Origin of the sequence: Candidatus Litorirhabdus singularis (assembly GCF_026262625.1) — a bacterium.
Lineage (GTDB): Bacteria > Pseudomonadota > Gammaproteobacteria > Pseudomonadales > Halieaceae > Litorirhabdus > Litorirhabdus singularis.
Genome location: NZ_SHNN01000002.1, coordinates 1,164,627 through 1,188,806, shown reverse-complemented (window position 1 = coordinate 1,188,806; position 24,180 = coordinate 1,164,627). Strand labels below are relative to the sequence as shown.

Annotated in this window: 27 protein-coding genes, 1 tRNA gene and 1 pseudogene; 17 read left to right on the top strand and 12 right to left on the bottom strand. The window is 54.7% G+C overall.

Annotated elements, in window-relative coordinates:
• Window positions 1-5 precede the first annotated feature (5 nt).
• On the bottom strand, window positions 6-833 hold the full coding sequence (locus EYC98_RS13900; protein ID WP_279245941.1) for an enoyl-CoA hydratase-related protein: 828 nt from the start codon (window positions 831-833) through the stop codon (window positions 6-8).
• A gap of 153 nt (window positions 834-986) precedes the next feature.
• Here EYC98_RS13900 and EYC98_RS13895 point away from each other — a divergent pair, with 153 nt between their 5' ends.
• Both EYC98_RS13895 and EYC98_RS13890 read left to right on the top strand, forming a co-directional pair.
• On the top strand, window positions 987-2,348 hold the full coding sequence (locus tag EYC98_RS13895; protein ID WP_279245940.1) for a serine hydrolase domain-containing protein: 1,362 nt from the start codon (window positions 987-989) through the stop codon (window positions 2,346-2,348).
• Complete coding sequence (locus EYC98_RS13890) at window positions 2,345-3,340, top strand: amidohydrolase family protein (RefSeq protein ID WP_279245939.1); 996 nt, start codon at window positions 2,345-2,347, stop codon at window positions 3,338-3,340. The genes EYC98_RS13895 and EYC98_RS13890 overlap by 4 nt, the downstream gene beginning before the upstream one ends.
• Window positions 3,341-3,349: 9 nt before the next feature.
• Here the strand turns inward: EYC98_RS13890 and EYC98_RS13885 are convergent, their stop codons facing one another.
• The gene (locus EYC98_RS13885; RefSeq protein WP_279245938.1) at window positions 3,350-3,892 is read right to left on the bottom strand and encodes a carboxymuconolactone decarboxylase family protein; all 543 of its coding nucleotides are present in this window, start codon (window positions 3,890-3,892) and stop codon (window positions 3,350-3,352) included.
• Between the two features lie 162 nt (window positions 3,893-4,054).
• Here EYC98_RS13885 and EYC98_RS13880 point away from each other — a divergent pair, with 162 nt between their 5' ends.
• The 3 genes from EYC98_RS13880 (at window position 4,055) to EYC98_RS13870 (ending at window position 5,935) form a co-directional block, all read left to right on the top strand.
• On the top strand, window positions 4,055-4,594 hold the full coding sequence (locus tag EYC98_RS13880) for a hypothetical protein (protein WP_279245937.1): 540 nt from the start codon (window positions 4,055-4,057) through the stop codon (window positions 4,592-4,594).
• Between the two features lie 105 nt (window positions 4,595-4,699).
• Window positions 4,700-5,071: a VOC family protein gene (locus tag EYC98_RS13875; protein WP_279245936.1), complete on the top strand. Its 372-nt coding sequence runs from the start codon at window positions 4,700-4,702 to the stop codon at window positions 5,069-5,071.
• A gap of 15 nt (window positions 5,072-5,086) precedes the next feature.
• Window positions 5,087-5,935 (top strand): SDR family NAD(P)-dependent oxidoreductase, encoded by an 849-nt coding sequence (locus EYC98_RS13870; RefSeq protein ID WP_279245935.1) that lies wholly within the window; start codon window positions 5,087-5,089, stop codon window positions 5,933-5,935.
• Between the two features lie 24 nt (window positions 5,936-5,959).
• On the opposite strand, the gene EYC98_RS13865 is transcribed toward EYC98_RS13870, so the two are convergent.
• The 5 genes from EYC98_RS13865 to EYC98_RS13845 all read right to left on the bottom strand — a co-directional run bounded on the left by EYC98_RS13865 (window position 5,960) and on the right by EYC98_RS13845 (window position 10,648).
• A complete protein-coding gene (locus EYC98_RS13865) occupies window positions 5,960-6,829 on the bottom strand; it encodes an LLM class F420-dependent oxidoreductase (RefSeq protein WP_279245934.1) in 870 nt (289 codons plus the stop codon).
• Between the two features lie 122 nt (window positions 6,830-6,951).
• Window positions 6,952-7,158, bottom strand: a complete 207-nt coding sequence (gene cspE, locus EYC98_RS13860; protein WP_279245933.1) for a transcription antiterminator/RNA stability regulator CspE — start codon at window positions 7,156-7,158, stop codon at window positions 6,952-6,954.
• Between the two features lie 320 nt (window positions 7,159-7,478).
• Complete coding sequence (locus EYC98_RS13855; protein WP_279245932.1) at window positions 7,479-8,798, bottom strand: DEAD/DEAH box helicase; 1,320 nt, start codon at window positions 8,796-8,798, stop codon at window positions 7,479-7,481.
• A gap of 115 nt (window positions 8,799-8,913) precedes the next feature.
• A complete protein-coding gene (locus EYC98_RS13850) occupies window positions 8,914-9,240 on the bottom strand; it encodes a Rieske (2Fe-2S) protein (protein ID WP_279245931.1) in 327 nt (108 codons plus the stop codon).
• 7 nt (window positions 9,241-9,247) lie between these two features.
• On the bottom strand, window positions 9,248-10,648 hold the full coding sequence (locus EYC98_RS13845; protein WP_279245930.1) for an aromatic ring-hydroxylating oxygenase subunit alpha: 1,401 nt from the start codon (window positions 10,646-10,648) through the stop codon (window positions 9,248-9,250).
• A gap of 150 nt (window positions 10,649-10,798) precedes the next feature.
• Between EYC98_RS13845 and EYC98_RS13840 the strand changes: the two genes are divergently transcribed.
• Both EYC98_RS13840 and EYC98_RS13835 read left to right on the top strand, forming a co-directional pair.
• Complete coding sequence (locus tag EYC98_RS13840) at window positions 10,799-11,329, top strand: nuclear transport factor 2 family protein (RefSeq protein WP_279245929.1); 531 nt, start codon at window positions 10,799-10,801, stop codon at window positions 11,327-11,329.
• A 6-nt stretch (window positions 11,330-11,335) separates the two neighbouring features.
• Window positions 11,336-11,857 carry a nuclear transport factor 2 family protein gene (locus tag EYC98_RS13835; RefSeq protein WP_279245928.1) on the top strand — a complete coding sequence of 174 codons (522 nt, stop codon included), beginning with the start codon at window positions 11,336-11,338 and terminating at the stop codon, window positions 11,855-11,857.
• A 21-nt stretch (window positions 11,858-11,878) separates the two neighbouring features.
• On the opposite strand, the gene EYC98_RS13830 is transcribed toward EYC98_RS13835, so the two are convergent.
• Window positions 11,879-12,712 (bottom strand): SDR family oxidoreductase, encoded by an 834-nt coding sequence (locus EYC98_RS13830; protein ID WP_279245927.1) that lies wholly within the window; start codon window positions 12,710-12,712, stop codon window positions 11,879-11,881.
• 238 nt (window positions 12,713-12,950) lie between these two features.
• On the opposite strand from EYC98_RS13830, the gene EYC98_RS13825 reads away from it, so the two are divergent.
• On the top strand, window positions 12,951-13,697 hold the full coding sequence (locus EYC98_RS13825; RefSeq protein ID WP_279245926.1) for a hypothetical protein: 747 nt from the start codon (window positions 12,951-12,953) through the stop codon (window positions 13,695-13,697).
• A gap of 36 nt (window positions 13,698-13,733) precedes the next feature.
• Window positions 13,734-16,688: an HD domain-containing phosphohydrolase gene (locus EYC98_RS13820; RefSeq protein WP_279245925.1), complete on the top strand. Its 2,955-nt coding sequence runs from the start codon at window positions 13,734-13,736 to the stop codon at window positions 16,686-16,688.
• A gap of 93 nt (window positions 16,689-16,781) precedes the next feature.
• Here EYC98_RS13820 and EYC98_RS13815 read toward each other — a convergent pair.
• A tRNA-Arg gene (locus EYC98_RS13815) sits at window positions 16,782-16,858 on the bottom strand.
• A gap of 105 nt (window positions 16,859-16,963) precedes the next feature.
• Between EYC98_RS13815 and EYC98_RS13810 the strand changes: the two genes are divergently transcribed.
• From EYC98_RS13810 to EYC98_RS13785, 6 genes are all read left to right on the top strand, one after another.
• Window positions 16,964-17,608 carry a carboxymuconolactone decarboxylase family protein gene (locus EYC98_RS13810; RefSeq protein ID WP_279245924.1) on the top strand — a complete coding sequence of 215 codons (645 nt, stop codon included), beginning with the start codon at window positions 16,964-16,966 and terminating at the stop codon, window positions 17,606-17,608.
• A 15-nt stretch (window positions 17,609-17,623) separates the two neighbouring features.
• A complete protein-coding gene (locus EYC98_RS13805) occupies window positions 17,624-18,145 on the top strand; it encodes a VOC family protein (RefSeq protein WP_279245923.1) in 522 nt (173 codons plus the stop codon).
• Between the two features lie 119 nt (window positions 18,146-18,264).
• Window positions 18,265-20,175 carry a transglycosylase SLT domain-containing protein gene (locus EYC98_RS13800; protein ID WP_279245922.1) on the top strand — a complete coding sequence of 637 codons (1,911 nt, stop codon included), beginning with the start codon at window positions 18,265-18,267 and terminating at the stop codon, window positions 20,173-20,175.
• A 3-nt stretch (window positions 20,176-20,178) separates the two neighbouring features.
• Window positions 20,179-21,141 (top strand): arsenosugar biosynthesis radical SAM (seleno)protein ArsS, encoded by a 963-nt coding sequence (arsS, locus tag EYC98_RS13795; RefSeq protein WP_279245921.1) that lies wholly within the window; start codon window positions 20,179-20,181, stop codon window positions 21,139-21,141.
• On the top strand, window positions 21,134-21,814 hold the full coding sequence (locus tag EYC98_RS13790) for a TIGR04283 family arsenosugar biosynthesis glycosyltransferase (RefSeq protein ID WP_279245920.1): 681 nt from the start codon (window positions 21,134-21,136) through the stop codon (window positions 21,812-21,814). The genes arsS and EYC98_RS13790 overlap by 8 nt, the downstream gene beginning before the upstream one ends.
• A gap of 10 nt (window positions 21,815-21,824) precedes the next feature.
• Window positions 21,825-22,493: a TIGR04282 family arsenosugar biosynthesis glycosyltransferase gene (locus tag EYC98_RS13785; protein WP_279245919.1), complete on the top strand. Its 669-nt coding sequence runs from the start codon at window positions 21,825-21,827 to the stop codon at window positions 22,491-22,493.
• 42 nt (window positions 22,494-22,535) lie between these two features.
• On the opposite strand, the gene EYC98_RS13780 is transcribed toward EYC98_RS13785, so the two are convergent.
• A complete protein-coding gene (locus tag EYC98_RS13780; RefSeq protein ID WP_279245918.1) occupies window positions 22,536-22,901 on the bottom strand; it encodes a translation initiation factor Sui1 in 366 nt (121 codons plus the stop codon).
• 134 nt (window positions 22,902-23,035) lie between these two features.
• On the opposite strand from EYC98_RS13780, the gene EYC98_RS13775 reads away from it, so the two are divergent.
• Window positions 23,036-23,260: a SlyX family protein gene (locus tag EYC98_RS13775; RefSeq protein WP_279245917.1), complete on the top strand. Its 225-nt coding sequence runs from the start codon at window positions 23,036-23,038 to the stop codon at window positions 23,258-23,260.
• Between the two features lie 15 nt (window positions 23,261-23,275).
• On the opposite strand, the pseudogene EYC98_RS13770 reads toward EYC98_RS13775, so the two are convergent.
• Window positions 23,276-23,476, bottom strand: a pseudogene (locus tag EYC98_RS13770) (cold-shock protein); the annotation flags it as partial.
• A gap of 268 nt (window positions 23,477-23,744) precedes the next feature.
• On the opposite strand from EYC98_RS13770, the gene EYC98_RS13765 reads away from it, so the two are divergent.
• A complete protein-coding gene (locus EYC98_RS13765; protein WP_279245916.1) occupies window positions 23,745-23,891 on the top strand; it encodes a hypothetical protein in 147 nt (48 codons plus the stop codon).
• Between the two features lie 9 nt (window positions 23,892-23,900).
• Here EYC98_RS13765 and EYC98_RS13760 read toward each other — a convergent pair whose 3' ends face one another.
• On the bottom strand, window positions 23,901-24,116 hold the full coding sequence (locus tag EYC98_RS13760) for a cold-shock protein (protein ID WP_279245915.1): 216 nt from the start codon (window positions 24,114-24,116) through the stop codon (window positions 23,901-23,903).
• Window positions 24,117-24,180 lie beyond the last annotated feature (64 nt).

The following is a 24,180-nucleotide window of genomic DNA, read 5'->3' as shown; positions in this document are numbered from 1 at the left end:
CTCCGCTAGCGTCCTCTGAACACGGGCTCTCGCTTCTCTACAAAGGCTAGCGCAGACTCGCGGTGGTCTTCTGTAAAGCGACTGTGCACGTGATGCGTGGCTTCCATATCAAGACACTCCTGCATGTCACCGTTGATGGCTCGGTTCAGGTTTTCCTTCATATAGCGAAACGCCGCCGTAGGGCCATCAGCCAGGCGCCTGGCGATCAACATCGTATCGTCGCGCAGTGTGTCAGGCTCCACCACCCAGTTGGTCAGGCCCAGCTCCAGCGCTTCCTCGGCCAAAACGCGTTCACATAAATAGAAGAGCTCGCGAGCCTTAGCCGTGCCTAGTAGCTGCGTCAGAAAGTAACTGCCGCCATAGTCTCCGGAAAACCCAACCCGGGCAAAAGCAGTGACCAGAAAGGCCCGGGTCGACATGACGCGCAGATCGCAGGCCAGGGCGAGCGACATGCCGGCACCAGCGGCAGCGCCGGACAAAGCGGCAATAGTGGGCTTAGGCATCTGGTAAAGTTTCCCCGCAGTGGCGCGTTGCAACAGGCGCTGACGATGGATGACTTCATCCAATGTCTGCTCAGCACTGCCGGGGTCGTCTGACTCAGCCATGCTTTTGACATCGCCACCGGCACAGAAGGCGCCACCGGCCCCGGTCAGCACCACGCAGCGGATAGCGGCGTCCTTTTCGCAACGATCTAGCAACATTGCCAGGGCATCGAGCATAGGTTCGGATAAGGCGTTACGATTTTCCGGGCGATTCAGTGTCAGCAGCGCAATACCATCCTCGAGGGTGGCTAGTAGCTCATCGGTACCGGTATCAATTGACGTTAGTGCCATTACTTCTCCTTTACAGGGCGCTGCCCGTGAACGTTCGCACGCTGAGTGAATTACGTTACTATTATTGTTGGCGACTAAAGTGCCATAGTTAATGGCGTCATAACAAGTGCCTTTTCAGCGGTTCGTGCCGCAGCATGGTTCCGGGGAGTAGTAATGCAATCACTCAAATCTGTCGCCCCGGCGCTGGTGCGCACTGTATGTCTGTTGTTGCTGGCCAGCTGGGCCACTGCCAGCGACCTGAAAACCGGCAAAGCTGCGCACGAAGGCGTCTCCGCAGAGCGCCTGCAGCGCATTAATAAGCATATGCAGCAGGCGGTCGCCGACGGTGTCATGGTAGGCGGGCAGGGTATGATTGCGCGCAACGGCAAGATTATTTACAACGAGGTATACGGGCTGAGTGACCGCGAGGATAATAGCCCGATGCGCAAGGACACCATGCATCGTATTTACTCGATGACTAAGCCGGTGACGGCAGTAGCCTTGATGATGCTGTACGAAGAGGGCAAGTTTTTCCTCGATGACCCGGTGGCCCGATATTTGCCCGAGCTGGCTGATCTGCAGTTGGCTCTCTCCAGCGCTGATGCTGACGGCGGCTATGTTTCTGACGGTACCGAGATCCAGCAAGGCAGCGCTGGCGATAATTCGCGGGTGGGGCAAACTCGGGCACCGCTGCGTCAGCCGACAATACGCGATCTACTGCGTCACACCGCAGGACTGACCTACGGTATTTTCGGTGAGTCTGAAGTGGACAAGTTGTACCGCGAGGCGGAGCTGTTTGAAGCGCCGACTATCGAAGAGTTTGTGCAGCGACTGGGTAAACTGCCGTTGCAATACGAGCCAGGCAGGCGCTGGCATTACAGCATAGCAGTAGATGTGCAGGGGCGCCTGATTGAAGCACTGTCTGGGATGCGCTTTGGCGAATTTCTGCAACAGCGTATTTTTACCCCCTTGGCTATGGCTGATACCTCGTTTGTAGTGCCTGTTGAAAAGTGGCCTCGAGTAGCCACACTGTATGCACCCGAAGGCGGTGCATGGGGCGCAGCCGGTCCCGTAGTCGGCGGTTCCGGGCTGGTGCCTGCGGACCCGCGCACGGATGTCAATTACAAGGTAGGTGCTACCTTCGAAAGTGGCGGCGCTGGTTTGATCTCAACTGCAGACGACTATATGCGCTTCAGCATGATGCTGCTCAACGGCGGGGAGTTAAATGGCGTGCGTTTGTTATCGCCCAAGACTGTAGAGCTAATGACCACGAATCATCTGCGAGAGGTAGCCATGCCCTCCGCTATGGGTGGCGGTATGGGTTTTGGTCTGGGTTTTGCCGTGGCGCTCGACTTGGGCGCCATGAGTCAAACTGGCAGTGTCGGTGAGTTTAGCTGGGGCGGTGCTGCCGGAACCCGATTTTGGATTGACCCACAGGAGCAGTTGATTGGGATATTTATGGTGCAGAGCCTGCCGCACCAGACCCGACTGGCACGTGAGTTCAAAGTGTTGACCTATCAGGCGCTAGTAGATTGAGCGGCAGCGCAATGGTCACAGAGGAAGTCATTATCGACCCCGAGAGGCCGCTGTGTGACCCCCATCACCACTTGTGGGATCATGCCACCGCGCCGTATATGCTGCCTGAGTTACTGGCCGATACTGGCTGCGGCCATAATGTCGTGAGCACTGTTTTTGTAGAATGCGGAGCCATGTACCGCAGCTCAGGTCCAACCGCTCTGCAACCGTTGGGTGAAACTGAGTTTGTGAATGGCGTTGCCGCGATGTGCAGCAGCGGAAGTTACGGATCCATGCGCGGGTGCGCCGGTATTGTTGGTTTTGCCGATATGTTGTTGGGTGAGCAGGTGGGTGCAGTGCTGGACCAACATAAGTCGCTGAGTCCACGATTTCGCGGCATTCGTCATTGTGCTTCCTATGATGCTGCCCCTGAGATTCGCACCTCTCACAGCAATCCGCCACAACATTTGCTGTTGCGCGATGAGTTTCAGGCAGCTTTTGTCGAGTTGGCGCCGCGTGGTCTGAGCTTTGACGCCTGGTTGTATCACCCTCAGTTGCGCGAACTGACTGAGCTGGCGCGAGCATTTCCGAACACTACTATCGTGCTCAATCATTTTGGCGGGCCGCTGGGTATTGGTCCGTATGCGGGCAAACAGGATGCAATTTTCAGACAATGGCAGGTCGAGGTTGCGGCCCTGGCGGCCTGTCCCAATGTCTATGCCAAGCTGGGTGGTTTATTAATGGCGGTGAATGGCGTGCGCGGCCTGAAGCAACCGCTGAATGCGGATGAGATTGTGGCGGCTACCGGGCATTACTACCGGTATGCCATTAGCTGCTTCGGGCCCGAGCGCTGCATGTTCGAGAGCAATTTTCCGGTGGATAAACGCAACTGTAGCTACGCGTCACTATGGAATGCATTTAAGAAAATAGCGGCCAGCTATAGTGCCACGGACCAGGATTGGCTGTGTCATGATACAGCCGTAGCCTGTTACCGCCTGCAGAAATCACCCTGAACATTACCGTCAGGTGCGAGGGCTGTCTTGCTGAACGCCGAAGCTGTTTAGCGCCATGGAAACCATATTGTACTGGCCCACGGTAAAGACCAGATCCATCATCTGCTCCACGCTGTAATGTTCGCTTAGCGCCTTCCAGGTGTCGTCAGTGATATGGGCGTCGGTATGCAGCTCATCAGTGGCGGTTAGCAGCAGACGATAAAATGGCTGCAGTTTAGGGGTGTCCGGGCCTGATTTTGAGCTACTGATCAACGCTTCACTCATGCCCAGATAACGCGATATTTCGGCATGTTTGTTCCATTCATAGTCGGCCCTGCATAGATGCCCGATGCGCAGTATCAATAGTTCACGATCAATCTCTGGCAGGGTGCTTCGCGCCAGCACGTGATTGGCGAATACCAACCATCGTTTGGCGAGATCCGGGTGGTTCATCAGGGTGCGAAACACATTGTAGTCACGGCCATCGGCGACGAATGGGCTCATGATCTCAGTGGCCTTGGGGCTCCACTCGGCGGGCGTTAATGCTGGAATTCTTGGAGTATTCAAACGCATCTTACTTACCTCTTGCTGTAGTTCTATAATCAGGTAGTGTAACCGAGGTAATGCAACCAAAGCATGGTAACTGACCCGGTCTGCGGTCGCGGTGTAATCCGCGCAGCTCCGCGCTACTATGTTGTCTAAAACAATAAGCCGTTTGTAAGAGGAACTCAGCGTTTGACTCAGCACGAGTATATCTTTGTTGCCGTATCCATCATCCTTGGTCTGGCGCTAACCCGGGTGTTGCACTCAGCTAGCTTGCTGGTGCGTGCCCATAGCCGGGTGTCTTTTCACTGGGCCTCGGCTCTATGGGGACTAACGGTTATGGCCTACATCCTGCAGCTTTGGTGGGTAGGGTGGCGATTGCGCGATTTGCCCAACTGGGGCTTCTCTGATTTTCTGACGCTGGTGGTGGGCTCAATATTTGTTTACGGTTCCGCCGAGTTGGCGTTACCAGATCCTTCGGAAAGTGATCTGGATATGCTCTCGCATAATCAGCGACTGGGGCGCCTTTCGGCGGTTTCCATGCTGGCCTACTTCCTGATTGGCCCCTATGTGAATTACGTCATGTTTGGCGTGGATTTGGTGCCGGCATTGGTCTTTCCCGCACTGGGAGTGGCGCTCATGGCACTGGTGATTGCCGTCCCTTCACGGTTTGTAATTTGGTCTCCGATCTTCAGCGGTTATACCCTCTTGATTCTCAACCTGACTATTTGAACCTAGCTGAGTTCATGAGTGCCGCCACCGTTGACTTCGGTGCGCCGCACTCGGCTATACTATCGCGCTGAATTCAGCTGCCATTAACGTTAAAGAGGAATAGACATGATTGGGTACGTAACAATAGGTACTAACGATATAGAGAAGTCCAAGGCATTCTGGTGCGACTTGCTTGAAGAGCTTGGTGCCTCAGTGGTAATGGACGCTGGCAGGATTGCCTTTATTGGTAACGGCAGCGAAAAGGCGATGTTGGCGGTTTGTACTCCCTATGACGAGAACGCGCCACACCCCGGTAATGGTGCCATGGTCGCTATTGATCCCGGCTCAAAAGAAATGGTCGAAAAGCTTTACGCCCGTGCGCTTGAGCTCGGTGCCACCAGTGACGGCGAGCCTGGGCAGCGTATTCCGGATATGTTTTACGGTGCGTATTTCAAGGATCCTGACGGGAACAAAGCCTGTTTCTACCAGTTCGCATAATCCGGGATTTCAGGAATGCAGGATTTAACAGGTAAGACCGCAGTTATTACCGGTGCGGCCAGCGGCATAGGCTTCGCGTTAGCGCAGGTTTTTGCAGAGCAGGGCATGCAGCTGGTACTGGCGGATATTGAAACAGACGCTCTGGAAAAGCGCGTCACAGAACTTCGCTCACAGGGCGCAGCGGTATTGGGCGTTGTGACCGATGTCGGTGACGACGCCTCGGTGGCAGCGCTCGCGAGCGCTGCGGCTGAGACCTATGGCAATGTGCACTTGCTGTGCAATAACGCCGGTGTTTACACCGGTGGCCTGCTTTGGGAGCAAACCGAAGCCGACTTTGAGTGGGTGATGCGGGTTAATCAATGGGGCATTATTCACGGCATTCGGCATTTTGTGCCTGCGATGATCGAGCACGGACAGGACTGCCATATTGTGAATACGGCCTCTATGGCGGGGCTGTGCACTTTGCCCATCGCCGGTATTTACCACATGACCAAGCATGCCGCACTGGCGTTGAGTGAGTGCCTGTATCACGATCTTGCGCTGTCGGCGCCGCAGATTGGCGTGTCTTGCTTGTGCCCCGAACTGGCTGATACCGAGATCGCACGGGCGCGTCGTAACAGACCGGCCACCTTGGCTGAGGAAAACCAGACCGCAATGCATGAGTTTGCGCATGCGGCCATTAGCGATGCTACCAGCCAGTCGAAGCCGCCGCGGGTGCTGGCAGAGCGGGTGTTGCAGGGAGTATTAGAGCGGCAGTTTTACCTGTTGCCGCCTGCGGATGACCCCTGGATCAAAACCGCCCATAAGCGACTGGACGACGTTCATGCCGCACGGAACCCGGAGTTTCTCGCGCCTGAAATCTAGTCTGCTTTGGGCTCAGGTCCGGGTTTAGCTAAAGTGGCTGATGATGTCGTCGGAGTAGCGTTTGACCCCATCGATTTTCTTTTCCAGATCATCGGTGTCGCCGTGGTAGAACGGCCAGGGCATGGTCAGGATATGGGTAACACCGGCGTCTTCCAATCGGCGATAACCGTCGACGTCAAAGGCGTCCGATGGTGTTGCCATAATCTCAAACGGCTCTTGTTCGCGGCCATATTCTCTGCGCCAGGTTTGAATGCGACCGACGCATTCAATGATTTCGTCGCTGGTTTGCAGATCCGTTACCCAACCATCACCGATGCGCGCGGCACGTTTCATGGCGGGATCTGAAATGCCGCCAATCCAGATAGGGATATAAGCGCTGGGGGCGGGGTTCATTTCCATGCTATCGAATTGATAATACTGGCCCTGGTACTCCACCATTTTGCCGCTCCATAGCAGTCGCATAATTTCCAGTATTTCATCGGTGCGCTTGCCTCGATTACTGAAATCCTGTCCCATCAGCTCAAACTCCTCGCGCGACCAACCGACACCAATGGCAGGTGTAATGCGGTTGTTGGAAACGATGGCTGCTGTGCTGATGGCCTTTGCGGTCAGGTAGGGGTTGCGCATGGGCAGCACAAAAATATTGTTGGTAAAGCGCAGTTTTTCAGTGATGGTGGACAGTGCACCCATCATTACCCAGGGATCGGGCCAATCGGTAAACGCTTCCCAGCGGCGGCTGCCGTCATCGGTGTAAGGGTAGGGGGTGCGAATGGTGGCAGGGTGTACCACGTGGTCCGAGAATGACATGGAGTGCCAGCCATGCTTATCTGCCACTGGTGCCAGGGAAGTCAGATGGGATACGCTGCTAAAAGAGGTGGAAAGAACGAATTTCACAGAAACAAACTCCGCGGTCTCGGGCGTGCGGGCATACAATCAGGCGCCAGCAGGGATGCCCTGTAATAAAATGGACTCAAAAAAAAAGGAGCGCTATGCGCTCCTATATCGATTAGCTGTTATCAGACCGCCTGGACGTTCTCAGCTTGTGGGCCTTTTTGACCTTGCGTGACAGTAAACTGCACTTTTTGGCCTTCGGCCAGCGTCTTGAAGCCGTCGCCGGAGATGGCAGAGAAGTGGACAAAGACATCGGGTCCGCTTTCCTGCTCGATGAAGCCAAAGCCTTTAGTTTCGTTAAACCACTTTACTGTGCCAGTTGTTGTGCTCATATAACTATTCCTTAATTGATACGTGTTGCGCCTTTATCGGTCGCGACGCCGGGAATCAGTTTTTACTTATGGTTAACGAAACGATGTACACGAAAGTAGCTACGTAGTGTCGAGCATAAATTGCGCTGAATCTCAGGCTTAATTAGTTTAGCTCGCGTTTTGCAGGCAGTAAAATTTTTCACAACAATAAATTCTGGTAATTTTTCTACTTTTGAGCCGTATGCTGCCGGCAGGCGTTTATATGCCGTCACCGTGTAACTGTTGAATTACTGCCTATCTGATTGATAAGTAACACTTTATTTCATATATCGGCGTCAGGCTCATTTGTTCCCCCGGCCATTACCCTGCCGATTACCGCCACTACGACCTCGGCGGCGCCCGCTATTGGTGGTATTGCTATTGTTGGTTTTACCGCCGTTATTGCCGCGATTATGGGCACTGCGTCCCGACTCGCGTCGTGAGTTACTCGCGGCAACCCGCCCGGCCCGCCCTTCAGGCACGTCGTGGTCGGGTTCGAAACCCTCGATGTCGATACGATCAATTTTACGTCTTATCAACTTTTCGATACCAGCCAGATAATCGGCCTCATCGGCGCTCACCAGGGAATAGGCGTGTCCGGCTGAGCCCGCGCGGCCGGTGCGACCGATACGATGCACGTAATCTTCGGCTATATTGGGCAGATCAAAGTTAACCACCTGCGGTAGCTGCTCAATGTCGAGGCCGCGGGCGGCGACATCTGTAGCCACCAGCGCCTGTATTCTGCCTTTCTTGAAGCTCTCCAGTGCCCGGGTGCGGGCGTTCTGACTTTTGTCGCCATGAATGGGGGCCGCGCTGATGCCATTTTTTTCCAGCTGTTTACTGAGTTTGTCTGCGCCATGCTTGGTGCGCGAAAATATCAGTACCTGGTTCCAGGCCTTACTGTTTATAAGGTGGCAGAGTAATTCGGCCTTACGTTTTTTGTCGACCGGGTGAACCCATTGTTTTACCAGTTCGGCGGTGGCATTGGCAGGGTTAACTTCAACCTGTTTGGGGTCTTTGAGGAATTGCCCTGCCATCTGCCGAATTTCTTTGGAGAAGGTGGCGGAGAACATCAAGGTCTGCCGCTGCTTGGGCACCAGATTGATAATCTTGCGGATGTCATGGATGAAGCCCATGTCGAGCATTCGGTCTGCTTCGTCCAGAATCAGTACCTCTACGTCGTCAAAGCGGATTGCCTTTTGACCGTGCAGATCCAACAAGCGCCCCGGGGTTGCCACCAATACATCCACGCCACCGCGCAGCTTCGTCAGCTGTGGGTTCATTTTTACGCCGCCAAAAACAACCGTTGAGCTGGTGTTGGTGAATTGCCCGTATGTCACGACGCTCTGCTCGACCTGCGCTGCCAATTCGCGGGTGGGCGTCAAGACCAAGGCGCGACATCTATTGGGGTTAGCGGGTTTTCCATTGTCCAGGCGCTGTAGCAAAGGCAGCGTGAAGCCGGCGGTTTTTCCGGTGCCGGTCTGGGCCGCTGCCATGACATCGCGGCCGGCCAATATTAGCGGGATGGCTTTGGCTTGTATCGGTGAAGGGGTCGTGTAGCCCTGCGCTGTAACCGCACGCAGCAGGTTCTCGGCCAGGCCGAGGTCATTAAATGTCGTCATCAGGCTCTCTGGGTTGGTTGCTGACGAAGACATGCACTGTCAGCGAGTGCGAAGGGCGCGGATGTTACCTTACTGGGTTGCCATTGCAAGCGCCGGCCACACCGCAGAGAGGCGCTCAGTTAGTCTCTGGCAGCTCTATCAGAATATCGTCACCCAGGACTTTTACACGATAGCTGCACAGGGGTTTGGTGGCGGGACGAGTCAGGGCGGTCCCGTCGCGCACGTCAAAGGCGGCACCGTGCAGGGGGCATAGAATCTTATGACCCTTGAGCTTGCCCTCATGCAGCTGCGCCTCCGCATGAGAACAGAGATTTGTCACTGCGAATATGCCCGCCTCTATGTGGCAGAGCAGGATATCGTGGCCCTTGAGCTCTACCCGCAAACTTGATTTTGCAGGCAGAGCTTCGGTTCGTGCGACGACTGTATAGTTGCTATCGCTCATTTAGCTGCTATGCCTCCGTCACTGGCGCGTCGAGAAATTCATCCAGAGTCATATGCACACGGCGGATTCTCGACTCCTGGTAATTACCCAGAGTTACCCCGCCGCGGGTACTGGTCTTGAATCCCTGTTGCTGCATTTGCAGGTTCCCGGTGTCTTCATCGTATACCGGTGCCAGCCAACTCAGTCCTTCCGCTTCGGTATAGGATTGGTCAATGCTCAGCTTAATGGGCTCTGGTGGTTCCTGGTGCTCAGCCCCCTCTGCTATTGGCTCCAGCAGCATCAAGTCAAAAATGCAGGTGTCTGTGTCCATGCCATTGGGGCGGAAGCGATAGCACATAGGTATGCTGATGCCGGGGAAGAAGAACATATTCGGGAACAGGTGGTACTCAATGGAGTCCAGCATCAGACTGTCACTGCAGGCAGACAGGTCGACACCCATATCAGCCGACATTTGCTCTCGATAGATTGCGGCAGCGACCGCACGCGCCGTATGTTGCTCTGCCTGCTCAGCAGCGGCAGCGTCGGTCACACCTAGCGCTTGCAGTTGCTCGGTCTCTGTCAGTGGCGGGCTGCGCCAGCGGTCACCGGCGTAGTCGGCCAATGACTCAGGGCTGTAGCTGCCTATGGTATGAATGAAACGGCTGACATACTTACCAAAGATATCGTACTGGGCATTGGCGCCGTTAGGAGCGTTGTGTGTTTCGACGTTGTGATAGGCTTCCATGAAAGCTTCCTGGGCCGCTTTCCAGTTGCAGGGCAAGACCTTTTCTACATGTAACTTTATTCTGCGCTGTTCCAGTGGAAAGTGCTTAAAGTGATCTGGCAGGCAATCAAGGTAGTTGTCTAACGTAGCAGCTTGGGGGTCGATATTAATGAACACAAAACCGCCCCAGCGCTCGCAGCTGACCTCATCTAAACCATGGCTCGCATCAGAGACGTGAGGGAAGTCCCAGCGGCCGGGCAGCTGAGTCAGTTGACCGTTAAGGTCCCAGGACCAACCGTGAAAAGGACACGTCAATGACTGGCTGTAGCCGGCACCCTCTGTCGACAGGATGCGGGTGCCGCGATGCGAGCAGACATTGAGAAAAGCGCGAATGACATTGTCTTCCGCGCGCACGACGATGACGGACCATTTGCCAATGTCGTAGACGTAATGGTCACCAACGTCAGGTATGTGTTCTTCCCTGCAAGCCCACTGCCACGACTTTGGCCATAGCTTTTCCATCTCGCTTTGGAAAAATGTAGTGTCGGTATAGCGACTGAAAGGTATCTCAGCGTCGCCCAGGAATTGGTAGCTTTGCTCGAGTAGGGGCGGTGGTGGAGCTATAGAGTCGCTGCGTAGAGTATCTGCTACGCTGGGTCCTGGAGCGCGGGCTGAGCCGGGCTGGGTGTCTGAAGTGGCTGTCACTATGGATTCCTTTTTGGCTTCATCGGCGCCTATGTCAAAAATTGAGGAGTACAGCAGAAGACCTGTGACTCATTTTTGTTATTATTAGCAATTATAAGCGTTTATAGCATTTATGCTAAGGACAAAAAAACTGTCAGCGGAGACTCGGGTATGGCTATAGATATTGGTAAGATTTCAGCGCTGGAAGAAATCGCTGATCGAATAGCAATTCAGGATGTGCTGCATAACCACAGCCGCGGTCTTGATCGTGGGGATGTGGCCTGCATTCGAGCATGTTACTGGCCAGACGCGGAGGTCGATTACGGCAGCTTCAAGGGCTCAGCCCACGTGTTTGCTGAAGCGGTGGTGCCGGCTTTAACAGCAGCTTACGAATTAACGCATCATGCGGTTACCAATACCCTTGTGCACTTTTTCATGCACCAGGCGCGGACGGAGAGCTATGTTACGGCTAGCCATCTGATGATTGGTGCCAAACGTGAAATGATTTTTAGCGGACGTTATTTGGATACCTTGGTGCGTCACGGTGACCAGTGGAAACTGCAGCATCGTCTGGTAGTGATGGACTGGTCGCGGGAGCGTAAACTGAGCGACGCAAGAGAGTCCGAGAGTTTTGTAGACTTGCATAAGGGCAGTAACGGCATGGAAGACCCACTTTATGACTTTCTTGGAATTGGCGGATAATTAGTTATGGCGATAGAAGCACAGATGCGCGAGTTAGTGGCCAAACAGGCCTGCAGCGAATTGTCTGCACTCTACAGTCGCGGCTTGGACCGTTTAGACGGTGACCTGTTGGCGTCGGTATTTTTCGAAGATGCCTACTGTGAATATGGGTTCTACAATGGTCCACCGGGTCCATTTATAGAATTCGCATTAACTGCGCTAAGTGAGCATGCGGCCAACCACCATATGCTCGGACAGATTCTCATAGAAGTCGAGGGTGATGAAGCTTTTGGTGAAGTGTACTTCAGCGCTTACCATAAGATGCCACTTGAGGATGGGTTTCAGGACATGATTATCGCGGGCCGCTATATCGATCGTTATGAATGCCGTGAGGGCGTTTGGAAGATGGTTTATCGCAGCGAACGCAATGACTGGAGTACCACTGCACCCAGCAGTGATAGTTACTTTGAGCAGGCCCCCGATGGGCTAAGGGGTAGCCGTGGAGACGACGCGGTTTACGATCGCGCAGGGCGACGCGCACCAAAGTAAGCGCGCCCCTGGCACATGCCGCTAAGGCGTTTTGGTGCGCTGGCCGGCGTGTAAGACGACTTCTGCGTCTACCGAGAAAAAAGCTGCAGGTGGTCCGCCGCTAGTTTGCCCGGCGTCCATTACCAGCGTATGGCCAGTGGTATAGCGCGCTTCATCGCTGAGCAGAAACATGATGCCGTTAGCTATATCTTCAGGCATGCCGGCTATGCCCAGTGGTGAGGTTTCAGCAATGCGTTTAGTCGTAGTGGCATGGTCATGGGGGTCGTCGGTGACGACTGCACTGGTCATGTCGGTAACCGTATTGCCTGGCGCTACCGCGTTGACGCGAATACCATAAGCCGCCAACTCGCTGCCTGCTGACTTGGTGAGACCCACTACGCCATGCTTTGCCATGGTATATACGTGAGGGCCAAGGCCGCCAACGATACCGGCGGTGCTTGCCAGCGATACTATGGAGCCACGGCGATGTGGTGCCATAGCGCGTGCAGCGTGTTTGATGCCCAAAAATACACCTCGCGCCAATATGGCCATGGTGTGGTCGTAAGCCTCTGCCGACGTTTCCATAATGGAACCTATGGCGCCGACAATGCCGGCATTGTTGACCATACCGGTCAATTGGCCGAACTGCTTTTGTGCAAGCGCTACAGCGGCCTCAATATCGGCTTCTTCGCAAACGTTGGTCTTGTGGAAAATCGCTGCTACGCCCAGTTCGGCTGCTAGCGCCCGACCACGCTCTTCCTGCAAGTCTGCGATAACGACATTGCCGCCTTCTGCCACGATACCGCGTGCGGTTGCCTCGCCAATGCCGCTGGCGGCGCCAGTGACGACCACGCTATGGTTGTCAAACCTTGCCATACTAGAACCTTATCGATTATTTTTAGGTGCGTGCATAGTATAAAAGGAGACTGTTCACCGCCAGCCCGAATAATTATTTTTAGCTTCTCCGATGATGGTGGAGGTCGACAAAGCCGCAAAGCACTATTTGTAGCCCCGGATGCTGACGCAGTTCGCAGTTTGGGCCGCTTTTTCTGCTTAAACACCATCAGAATGTTAATCTGAACGGATACTCAGATGAACTGCGGGAGCAGCGCCAATGCGACTGGATTTGTCGGCCGCCAGACTGAAACTGGAAAGGGCCGATCATCACCTTAAGGCCTTGCAAACTCTACTGGACACCTACATCCGTTATAACGAGCACCGGATCGAAACGGTGCAAGAGGAGGGTGTGCCAGGGCTCACTGTGCTCGCATATTTCGACCGGCCGCTACCGCCAGAAGTGCCGGGTTTGGTGGGTGATGCATTGGCCAACCTGCGTACCAGTCTGGATTGTCTGGCGGTGGCAGCGATCGTGAGTAATCATGTGGACCCGGATCAGAGCGCCCATTTTCCGATTTGTCCTGATGAGTTAAAGTTTGAGAAGCAGATTGGTATAGCGCTAAAGGGTGCCTCACCGTCTTTTGTGGCGCATATTAGGACACTACGGCCTTACCTGAACGAGTTGGATTCACGTCTTTATGTGCTTGAGCATTTACTGGGGCTGGATCGTCAGCGTCCGTTGCGACCCAGGGTCGATGTGTTCGCGGTCCTTAATCTGGAAGTCACTGATGCCTCTGGGAATACCCTGATGACCATGGGAGAGATCAATACCCGCGGTTCGCAGAGTATTAATCCGCAAAGTCTGGGCGGGGCAGGGCTACGTTATGGCACAAACAGCAGTGCGCGATTTGGCATTGTCTTTGCCAATACCAATTTCCTTGACGGTCATGAGGTACTGGCGGTATTGCTGGAGCTGCAGGGAAGGGTTGCAGAAATTGTAGGCCAGTTTGACGGTGCTCCCTGATTCTCAATCAGGACTTTGCGGTCAGGAGTTTTGAGTATGCGACGTTACTATCCGCTGCGGGTGCAGCTTTCGTTGGTGATCGTGGCGCTGATTGTAGTTGTGGGTGTCGCCGTAACCTGGAGCAATCAGCAAACCGTTAGTGCTTTACTACTTGATAAGGCTGTAGGTGATTTTGACGCAGCCGGAGAAGCATTAAGGCTGGATTATCGCAGTCGTTATGGAGCTGTAGATTCGAGTCTGACTGCGCTCTCTTATTCGCCGCTAACCGCAGCGCAAACCCTGCAGGAGCGTCTGCAATATGCCGGACAGCTAGCAGAGATTCTGCTAGCCCAGCGGGGCATCTCGGCGCTGCAGGTAGGCTATGCGGACGACGACTATTTTGTGATTCGACTGGTCGGTATTCCCGGTGAAGAAGATGCGCGCCTGCGCGAGCAGCGCGGATTTTTTGCTGCACCAGATTCCGCCAGTTATGTGGTGGACAGTATCAGTAGGGGCAGCAGTGGAACTCTGCTGCGCGAACGCCTGTTTCTTGACCACACTCTGGCCGTCCTTAAACGGGAGCCGGCTCAGCCCGACCCTTATCTGGCCAGCTCCAGGCCCTGGTATTTGGCAGCCCGTGCCGACCCCGGTAAGAATGCGCATACGGATCCCTACTGGTTCTATTTTTTGCAAACGCAGGGCTTCACGCTGTCGCGCAGTTCTCCCGACGGTGCGGCCGTAGTGGCTGCGGATGTGCCGCTGTTTCAACTCTCAGACACTTTGGCGAGCAATCCGCTGACGCCCAGTGCAAGTAGCGCCTTGTATCTTGAAGACGGCCGAGTTATTGCCTATTCAGGTTACCGCCGGCTGCAGGCTGTGGTCGGTGATGATAATGCAGAGATGCCTGATATCGGGCAGTTGCGCGATGCGCCTTTTCAGGTAATTGCCAGCCAGTTTACGCCCGGTCAGAGTTGGTACAGCTTTGAGCACGAAGGGCAGGATTGGTATGGATCGCTGGTCAAGGTGGGTTTGCACGACGGTCTGGAACCGACGCTGGTTGTAGCCGCGCCCGCTTCTGAGTTGCTATCGCTGGCATTGGCATTGCGTCAGCGAGATGTTGTGGTGACAGCGCTAATGATTGTGATTGCGTTGGTGATTGGTTGGAGCGTCGCTCGTTCGGTTGCGCGTCCACTTGTCGATCTCGCCACCTACGCCGAGCGGATTACCCGGTTTGATTTCGATACGCCGCATCAGAGTGATTCCAATATCCGCGAGGTCCATCAGCTGATTCAGACCATGAATCAGATGCAGGTCACCATCAGTCGCTTCCTGGGGTTGATACAATCTATGGCCGCGGAGCAGGATTTTGAGCGGCTGTTGCAAAAAGTGAGTGACGAAATTCACAGTGTTAGCCAGTCCGATGCGGTGGCACTGTTGTTGCTCGACAAGGATCGCACGGCGCTTGAGATTTCCGGGCTGTCGGGTATCGACGATCCGCTAGCGCGGGGCGCGATTATGGCGTCTCGATTAACCCTGGATGCCGAGAACTTGCTGGTGCAGGCCTGGCGTAGCGACAGTAATCAGAGCTTGCTGGTGCAGCCCGATACTCCTGGGCTAGGAGCGCTTTGTGAAACCTTGGGTGCCGAGCAGATTGATATACTGACGCTGCCCTTAAGGGGGCGTCGCGGTGATACCACGGGACTGTTGTGTGTGGTGAACCGTGTAGATCAGGCCGCAGAAGTAGTTGATCAGCACGCACCTGATAAGTTTAGTTTTCTACAGGCATTGTCTGGCTTTGCCTCGGTGACTATCGAAAGCCGCCAGCTGTTGCAGTCGCAGAAAGACCTGCTTGATTCATTTATCCGTGTCATTGCAGACGCCATTGATGCCAAGTCCCCTTACACAGGAGGGCACTGCCAGCGTGTGCCAGAGCTAACCTTTATGTTGGCAGAGGCTGCCTGTGCAGCAGATGACCCGATCTTTGGAGATTTCGCGCTGAGCAGTGAGCAGTGGGAGGAATTGCGGATTGCAGGCTGGATGCACGATTGCGGTAAGGTCACCACCCCGGAGTACGTGGTTGATAAGGCCACCAAGCTGGAGACGATATATGATCGTATCCATGAAATACGCACGCGTTTTGAGGTGCTCAAACGCGATGCGGAAATTGACTATTGGCAGGGTCGCGTGTCCGGCCAGGACGAAGCCGCGTTGAAGCACACGCTGGACGCGCAGTGGGCGGAGCTGGATGCTGAGTTTGAACACGTTGCGCAATGTAACATTGGCGGGGAGTTTCTGGATGATGAAAGTCTGCAACGTTTGCAGAAAATAGCCGCGCGCACCTGGCGTCGAACGTTGGATGACGAATTGGGGATTTCCTGGGAAGAGCGACAGAGGCGTGAAGGCTCAGACCCTGTATCGTTACCTGTGCAGGAGTCGCTGCTGGCGGACAAACCCCAGCACATATTTGCGCGTACCGATTCCGACCTACACGCACCCGACAATCCCTGGGGTTTCAAAGTTGAAGCTCCGGAGCATCGGTATAACCGTGGTGAGATTTATAACCTTAGTGTGAAACGCGGCACGTTAACGCCAGAGGAACGCTTCCAGATTAACGATCACATGGTGCAGACGATCATCATGCTGGCGCAGTTGCCTTTTCCTGAACATTTGCAGAATGTGCCTGATATCGCCGGAGGTCATCACGAAAAGATGGATGGTACTGGCTACCCGCGCAAATTGCTGCGAGATGATATGCCTCTGACTGCCCGAATGATGGCAATTGCCGATATTTTTGAGGCACTTACGGCGCGTGACAGACCCTACAAGAAGCCGAAAACACTGGCAAATTCCCTGCAGATAATGGCCGGCATGGCGGCCGATAGCCATATAGATGTCGAACTGTTTCGACTGTTCGTGCAAAGCGGCACTGCGTTGCGCTATGCCGAGCAATTTCTGCTGCCGGAGCAGATTGATGAGGTTGATGTGAAGGCTGTATTAGCGGCTGCTGGTTAGCCATGGTCTGGCGTCCGGCTCGGTCTCTCTCGGGTTTTTGATTCGCTTGCTTTGTGCAATGAGCCGATTCTCATATTCTGCCAGCAAAGGCAGTGGCGCCCTCGGCAGGACTCGAACCTGCTACCCCCAGCTTAGGAGGCCGGTGCTCTATCCAGATGAGCTACGAGGGCGAAGGGCGGAAGTCTACATGATTTGCGTGGCAGGGTCAGCAGGGTTGGCATACGCTGCCATGTCGGGTTATCTTGCAAAGTAATAATAATAAATAAGGACATGCTATGCCACGTTTGCGACAGGTGCCACGGTCAGAAGCTGGCCCGGTAGCCACCATGATGTACGACATGCTGTTTGGTGACCGCGACCCGGTGCAGGAGCCCGGAACCGAGACAGGAACCCCAGGCAACTGGTGGAGCGTATTTGCTCTGGTACCGGATTGTTTGGAGCACGCGATTAAGGGTTTTCAGTTCTACCGTGATCCTGCGCGCAAGCTTGACCCGCAGCTACGTGAGCTGGGTCAGACCCGTGCCGGCTACACCCGTGGTTCGCAGTTCGTTTATTCACAGCATTGTAAATCCTGTCGTTCAGTCGGTTTGGCGGAGGACAAGATTCAGGCTATCGCACACTGGCAGGTTAGCGATCTTTTTTCCGCGTTAGAGCGTGCGGTTTTGGCCTATACGGACGCGCTGGTTTTGGAAGGCGGTCGCGTTAGCGATGCGGTCTTCGCAGTGCTCAAAGAGCATCTCTCGGACGAGGAAATTTTGGAGCTGACGTATGTGACCGCACTTTATGAAATGCATGCGGTTATGAGCAAGGCGTTACGCCTGGAATACGATGATGTAGATGAACGCATTGTTGAAATTGCGGCACCGGCTGGCGGCGATAGCGATGTCATGAATATGGTCGACGACAATAAAGACAGCTAATTAGGAGCAACTGCTATGGGATACCACCATCTGGCTTTGGCCTGTACAGATATTCAGGCGATTCATGACTTCTACGAGGGTGTCATGGGTTTCGACCTAGTGAAGGTAGAGGTGCAGCCCGTTCACGAGGGCGGCTGGGCCAAGCACTTCTTTTACCGGATGGAGGACGATTCAAAATTTGTCGCATTCTGGGAGCTACATGAGGTCCCGGGCGTTGGTGAGATTGAGACTAACCTGTCGCGAGCAGCTGGGGTTCCTGATGTGATTAATCATATTTCCTTTGATGTGATCGATCGTGCCGACTTGATGCGACGCAAGCAGCAATGGCTGGATGCTGGCTTGCGCGTGCTGGAGGTGAATCACAACTGGTGCCATTCCATCTACACCCGCGACCCCAATGACAACATGGTGGAGTTTTGCCTGACCACTGGCAGCTTTACCGCTGAGGATCGCCGCACAGCACTGGCTGCGCTTTCGTCGACCGAGCCGGCTTACTCGAAGCCACCTGCCAGCGTGGAAGTCGCCAAGCCAGGTTAGTCGCTCTGGGACGGTTGGTGCGTCCGATGTATCCTGAATTGTTGCCAGGAGGTGAATATCGCTTGTGAACCAAACGGGAATTAGGCAGTCTACCTCTCATCTTCTGCGACACGATTGCCATGCTACGTCAGCTAATTACTCTTCTATCTTTGTGCTGGATGTTACCGGTAGTTGCCGGTACTGAGCTCCAGCAGCAACGCGAGCTCTATCAGCAGGCTCATGATGCCGTTACCGTCAGCGACTGGACTAGCGTCGCGGCAAGGCGCGATGAGTTACAGGACTACCCTCTAGCTCTATATCTTGATTTCTATCGCCTCGAGTCGAGGATCCGGCACGTACCGTCGCCGCAAGCGCTGGAGTTTCTTGAAGCCAGTGCCGGGACGCCTTTGCAGTTGCGTTTCAAGGACAAATATTTACGCCGGGCGGGGCGCGATCAGCGTTGGCAGGACTATTTGGCGGTTTCTCCAGCGCGTCCCAACGATATCGAATTGCAGTGCTACTACTACAGCGCCCGATTGTCGCAAGCCGATACCGAGGTAGCGTGGAAGGGTGCCGAGGAATTGTGGAACTACCAAGCCTCGCGGCCTGATGCCTGTGACCCATTGTTCAAAGCCTGGATCAAAGCCGATATGCTGGGAGATGATATTGTCTGGCAGCGCATGCTCAAGGCGTTTGATAATCGTCGTAGTAGCCTAATGAGCTATGTGGCGCGCTATGGCAGTGAGGAAATAGAGCAGTGGCACGAGGTGTTGTTGCAAGTTTATCGCAACCCCGGACGCGTAGCGCGGGCAGATAGGCTGCCGGCAGACAGCGCTTATGCGATGGACATTGTCAGCCATGGCCTGCGCCGGCTAGCCCGGGTTGACCTTGATCATGCCATGCGACTGTGGCCACAATTGCAGGAGCGTTACGCGTATTCCGATAGTGCCGTGGCACGCACCAATGCGGCACTTGCAGACGCCATTTTGCGAAAACAGGCTACTGACCACACTATCTGGCTAGACAGCTACCTTGTGAGTGCGGGTGATGACAAGCTATTGGAACGACGCCTGCGTTGGACGCTGCGTGACAATGATTGGGTGGCCTTTGCCCCCCTGTTGGACGGCCTCAGTCCAGCAGCTCGCGAGGCCTCGGTATGGCGCTACTGGCGCGCAAATGTGTTGGCGCATTCGGGTGAGCCTGCCGCGGCTCAGGAGATCTGGCTGAAACTGGCTCAGGAGCGACATTATTACGGTTTTCTTGCCGCTGAGCAGGTAGCGTTAGACTATTCACTCAATCATAAGCCTTTACCGCCATTGCTGGCCGCCAGTGACACCCGGCAAGAGCCTGGATTGCAGCGTGCTACTGAGCTGATGTTTCATCAGCAGCCAATGCTGGCACAGTCTGAATGGAGTTACCTGCTGGCCAGGTCCAAGACAGAGCGTAGCGAAAGTCTGTCGCAACATGCTAACGATCAGGGCTGGCACCGCTTTGCGATTGATGCTGCCAATAAGGCCAAGGCCTTCGACAGGCTGGAGCTGCGTTTTCCGACACCGTATCCGCAGCTGTTTGATCGTTATGCGCAGACCTATAACGTGACCGATACCGAGTTGATGTCGATTGTGCGCAGGGAAAGTGCATTTTTTCCGAACGCTCGATCGCGCGTCGGCGCCCGCGGACTGATGCAGCTTATGCCGCGCACTGCTGAATCCGTGGCGAAGCGACTTGGCGATAACTCGCTCAGCGAGGACCTCTATGACGTGGAAACCAATATTTCACTAGGTGGAGCTTATTATCGCCAGCTGATGGACCGTTACGACGAGAACCGAATCTTTACCTTGGCCGCCTATAATGCTGGCCCACATCGGGTGAAGCGCTGGCGCGCCAATACTGCGCAGTCGATGGATGTGGCGCAATGGGTGGAATCGATACCGTTCCGAGAAACACGTGACTATGTGCAGGCAGTGCTCGCCTATCAGGTGGTTTACGATGGCTTGCGTGATAAGCCAACCGTGTTGTTTAAGGCCAGCGAGTTGCAGGAGCAATACTGAGCCATGCGTGAGACTCGTCCTCTACTACTGAACAGCGATTTCCCGGCTATCGCGCGCCAGCGCATCAGTTCGCTGCAGATTAATCTGGGGTATCGCTGCAATCTCAGCTGCGTGCATTGCCATGTTAATGCTGGTCCAACACGTACCGAAGAAATGTCGTTGGCTACCACGCAGCAGGTGGTGGCGCTAATGGACCGGTTGCAGCCGGCAACGCTGGACCTGACCGGTGGGGCCCCAGAAATGAACCCACACTTTCGGTGGCTGGTAGAGCAGGCCAGACAGCGCGACATAGAAGTGATCGATCGCTGTAACCTCACTATCCTGTTAGAGCCTGGATACGAAGACCTGGCAGAATTTATGGCGGCCCAGGGTGTGGTTATCACCGCCTCGCTGCCTTGCTATGAAGAGGAAAACGTTGCCGAGCAACGCGGTCAGGGGGTCTACGCCGACAGTATTCAAGCGCTGCAGTTACTGAATCAGCTCGGCTACGGCGTAGAGGAAGATTTGCAGTTGAACCTGGTTTACAACCCGGTTGGCACCAACCTGCCACCGCCGCAGGAACAGTTGCAGTCGGATTACAAGCGTGAGCTGCAGTCCCGCTTTGGTATCTCCTTTAATTCATTGTTTACCATCACCAATATGCCAATCAGTCGTTTTGGCGCGGTATTGTTGTCTCAGGATCAGTACTACCCCTATATGCGCATGTTGCGGGAAAGTTTTGCAACGGAAAATCTGGACTCAGTCATGTGCCGCGAGCTTATTAGCATTGATTGGCAGGGTTTTGTCTACGACTGTGATTTCAACCAAATGCTGGATATGCCAGTGCTCACGAGTGATCGTAGGGTACATATCGCTGATCTTTTGGACGGCCATGCGCTTGATAGCGCAGCTATATACACCGCCGAACACTGCTACGGCTGTACCGCCGGGCAGGGCAGTAGTTGCAGTGGCGCGCTGGATGGCTGAGCCGCTGCTCAGCTTTGTTATTCCTGTTCTCAATGAGTCAGCGCATCTGGCAGTTAGCTTGGCATCACTGAGGCGCGACTTTCCTGCTGCTGAAATAGTCGTGGTTGACGGCGGTAGCTCCGACGCAAGCGTCGAGCTGGCCAAGCCTCACTGTGACCATTTACTGCAGACCAAGGCGGGGCGTGCCCTGCAAATGAATGCCGGCGCCGGCGCGGCTCGAGGACGCTACCTGGCATTTTTGCACAGTGACACCCAACTTACCTGTACCGCATCACAACTGAACAGTGCGCTTGCGACGGCGCCGCTGTGGGGCTTTTTTCGCGTACGCTTGGATACCAATGATCGACTGCTGAGACTGGTTTCGTGGTGTATGAATCAGCGTTCGCGGATCACGCGGGTTGCTACCGGTGACCAGCTTTTGTTTGTAGAAGCGCAACTGTTTCGTCAGGTTAAGGGCTTTCCTGCCATAGCGCTGATGGAAGACGTGGCATTCAGTAAGTGTTTGCGGCAGCAGGGCGCCCCCCACATTATTGCCACGCCGGTGATTACCTCGCCGCGGCGCTGGTTACAGCATGGCCGATGGAGCACCATTATGACCATGTGGCGTTTGCGGCTGGCTTACTGGTTGGGAGTCGACCCTGCGCGTTTAGCGCGTCAATATTATGGCCGCTAGGCAGTCACTGTTGTTGATACAGTTTGCGCGAGTGCCAATTGCCGGGCAGGTCAAAACACGGCTGATTCCCGCGTTGGGAGCGCATTTAGCCGCAGATCTGCATTGCAGTATGGTTCTGCGCACACTTGGCACTTTGGGCAGCAGTGGGTTGGGACCTGTGCAGTTGTGGTTGACCGGTGATGACGCGGGCGGCTGGTTGAGCCAGATTGATCCCGGCGCTGTGCTGAAGACCCGTGAGCAGGTGGGTAGTAATCTGGGTGAGCGCATGGAGGCAGCTTTTGCTCACGGGTTGCTCGACTACGAGAAAGTGGTGTTGGTGGGCAGTGATGCACCGGCTATAACGCAGGACTACCTCCAGCAGGCAGCAGCAGCACTTGATAATACGGACGTGGTGTTTGGGCCTGCCATTGACGGCGGCTATGTTCTATTGGGCATGCGCCGTGCCTGCGCTGGCTGGTTGCAGGGTGTTAGCTGGGGAACTTCAGTTGTGCTCGAGCAGAGCCAAAGTGCGGCAGGGTGTTATGGGCTCACACACGCAAGTCTAGAGGCGCTACCGGATATCGATGTGGCGGAGGATCTGCGCTGGTTGCCACAGGACTTTCGTAGCCTGCAGGTGGACGGCACGCAGGCGCTGGCGTTGTCTGCGAGACTCGCCGAGTTAGCGGCGGCGCGAGACTGAGTCAGTACCTGACCCGTTCAGGTACAGGCGCTTACCGTTGGCTTAACCGCCGGCCAGTTTGACCTTAAAACCGCGCTTTTCCAGCTCGGTCTTCAGGATATCGCGATGATCTCCCTGAATCTCTATGGTGTCAGACTTTACGCTGCCACCGACCCCGCAGCGCTGCTTGAGTTCGCGTGCAAGTTGTTTCAACTCTAATGGTGCCAGCGGCACACCGTCGATGATGGTGACTGCTTTACCACCGCGCCCCTTGGTTTCTCGTCGCAACCGAACGATACCGTCACTACTGCTGGCGGGACGTTGTTTGCCACACACGCAGTCAGCAACGGCGCGCTGACATTGCGGACACAGGCGGCCACGGTCTGTTGAGTAAACCGCACGGCTACCAGATTGATTCTTCGTGCCCATATCAAATGCCTCTATTGATGTACCCTGAGGTCGGCTGTGCTTATAATAATTTCGTCTGGCTGTTGGTGCCAGTCATGAATGTTAAGCTGGTTTGCCATCTAAACACCTGCCGATAGCGCAAGAGTATAAAAACGATGTCCGAAAAAGAAGCACTGCGAGAACTGGCGCTGCAACTCGTCGATATGCAAACCCAGTTGGCGTTTCAGGAGGAAACGATCAGCCAGTTGAATGAAGCCCTGGCACAGCAGCAGCGTGACATCGAGACGTTGCAGACTGAGAGCCGAGTGCTAAGACAGCAATATCGAGAGATTCAGCAGCAGCCGGCAGTGGGCGCAGAGCCACCGCCGCCGCATTACTAAGCCAGGTTCGTAGACTTATTCAAGCGCGTCCACTTCCTCGGCCTGCGGGCCTTTATCGGAATTGCCCAATTCGTAGGTAACACGCTGGCCGTCGCGCAGTGAGCGCCGGGTGTTGCCATCGCCGCGGATAGACCGAAAGTGAACAAATATCTCATCGCCGTTGGGGCGAATGATGAAGCCAAAGCCCTTTGAGCCATTGAACCACTTAACTTCGCCTTCTTCACGGGCTCCGCCGCTGGTTGACGCCTGTTGTTGGGGCTGCTTGCGCTTGGCGGCTGGTTGCTTGGATAAATTTTTGGATGGTTTGGCGGCATTGTTCCCAGGCTGCTTGCGGCCCAGGTTGCCAAGCAGGGCTGTCAAAACAGTGGCGCTGATAATGATTAGCGCAAGCATCAGCGGTGTGGAGGCCTTGGTAGCAATAGTTGCAGCAGTTGCTGCGACACCCAGGGCCACAGCCAGAACTAGTTGAGCTGGAAGATTCATAATGGGACTCGTCTATAAAATGGCGGACACTATACCACTACGGCAGGCCATTCTCGACACTGCAATGGGTGGTAGCGATGGTATTCACCTGTTGGCGGTAGTTGCCAGGCCGGAGTCAGCCACAGAAGCCAAGAAGATTCCCCGATAGCCTTGGCAATCAGACTTTGGAAACGTCTTCGGCCTGTAATCCTTTGGGGCCTTCGACGACAGCAAACTCCACCTCCTGACCTTCATTCAGTGTGCGATAGCCCTCACCCTGGATGGAGCGAAAGTGCACGAAGACGTCTTCACTATCATCTTCGCCACGGGTAATAAAACCGAACCCCTTGGCATTGTTAAACCATTTCACTGTGCCCGTTACGCGCTCACTCATCTTCTTACCCTCTGACTTTTTTTATATCATCCGGTCTCATGCATGATGCGACCGTGAGTTTTTC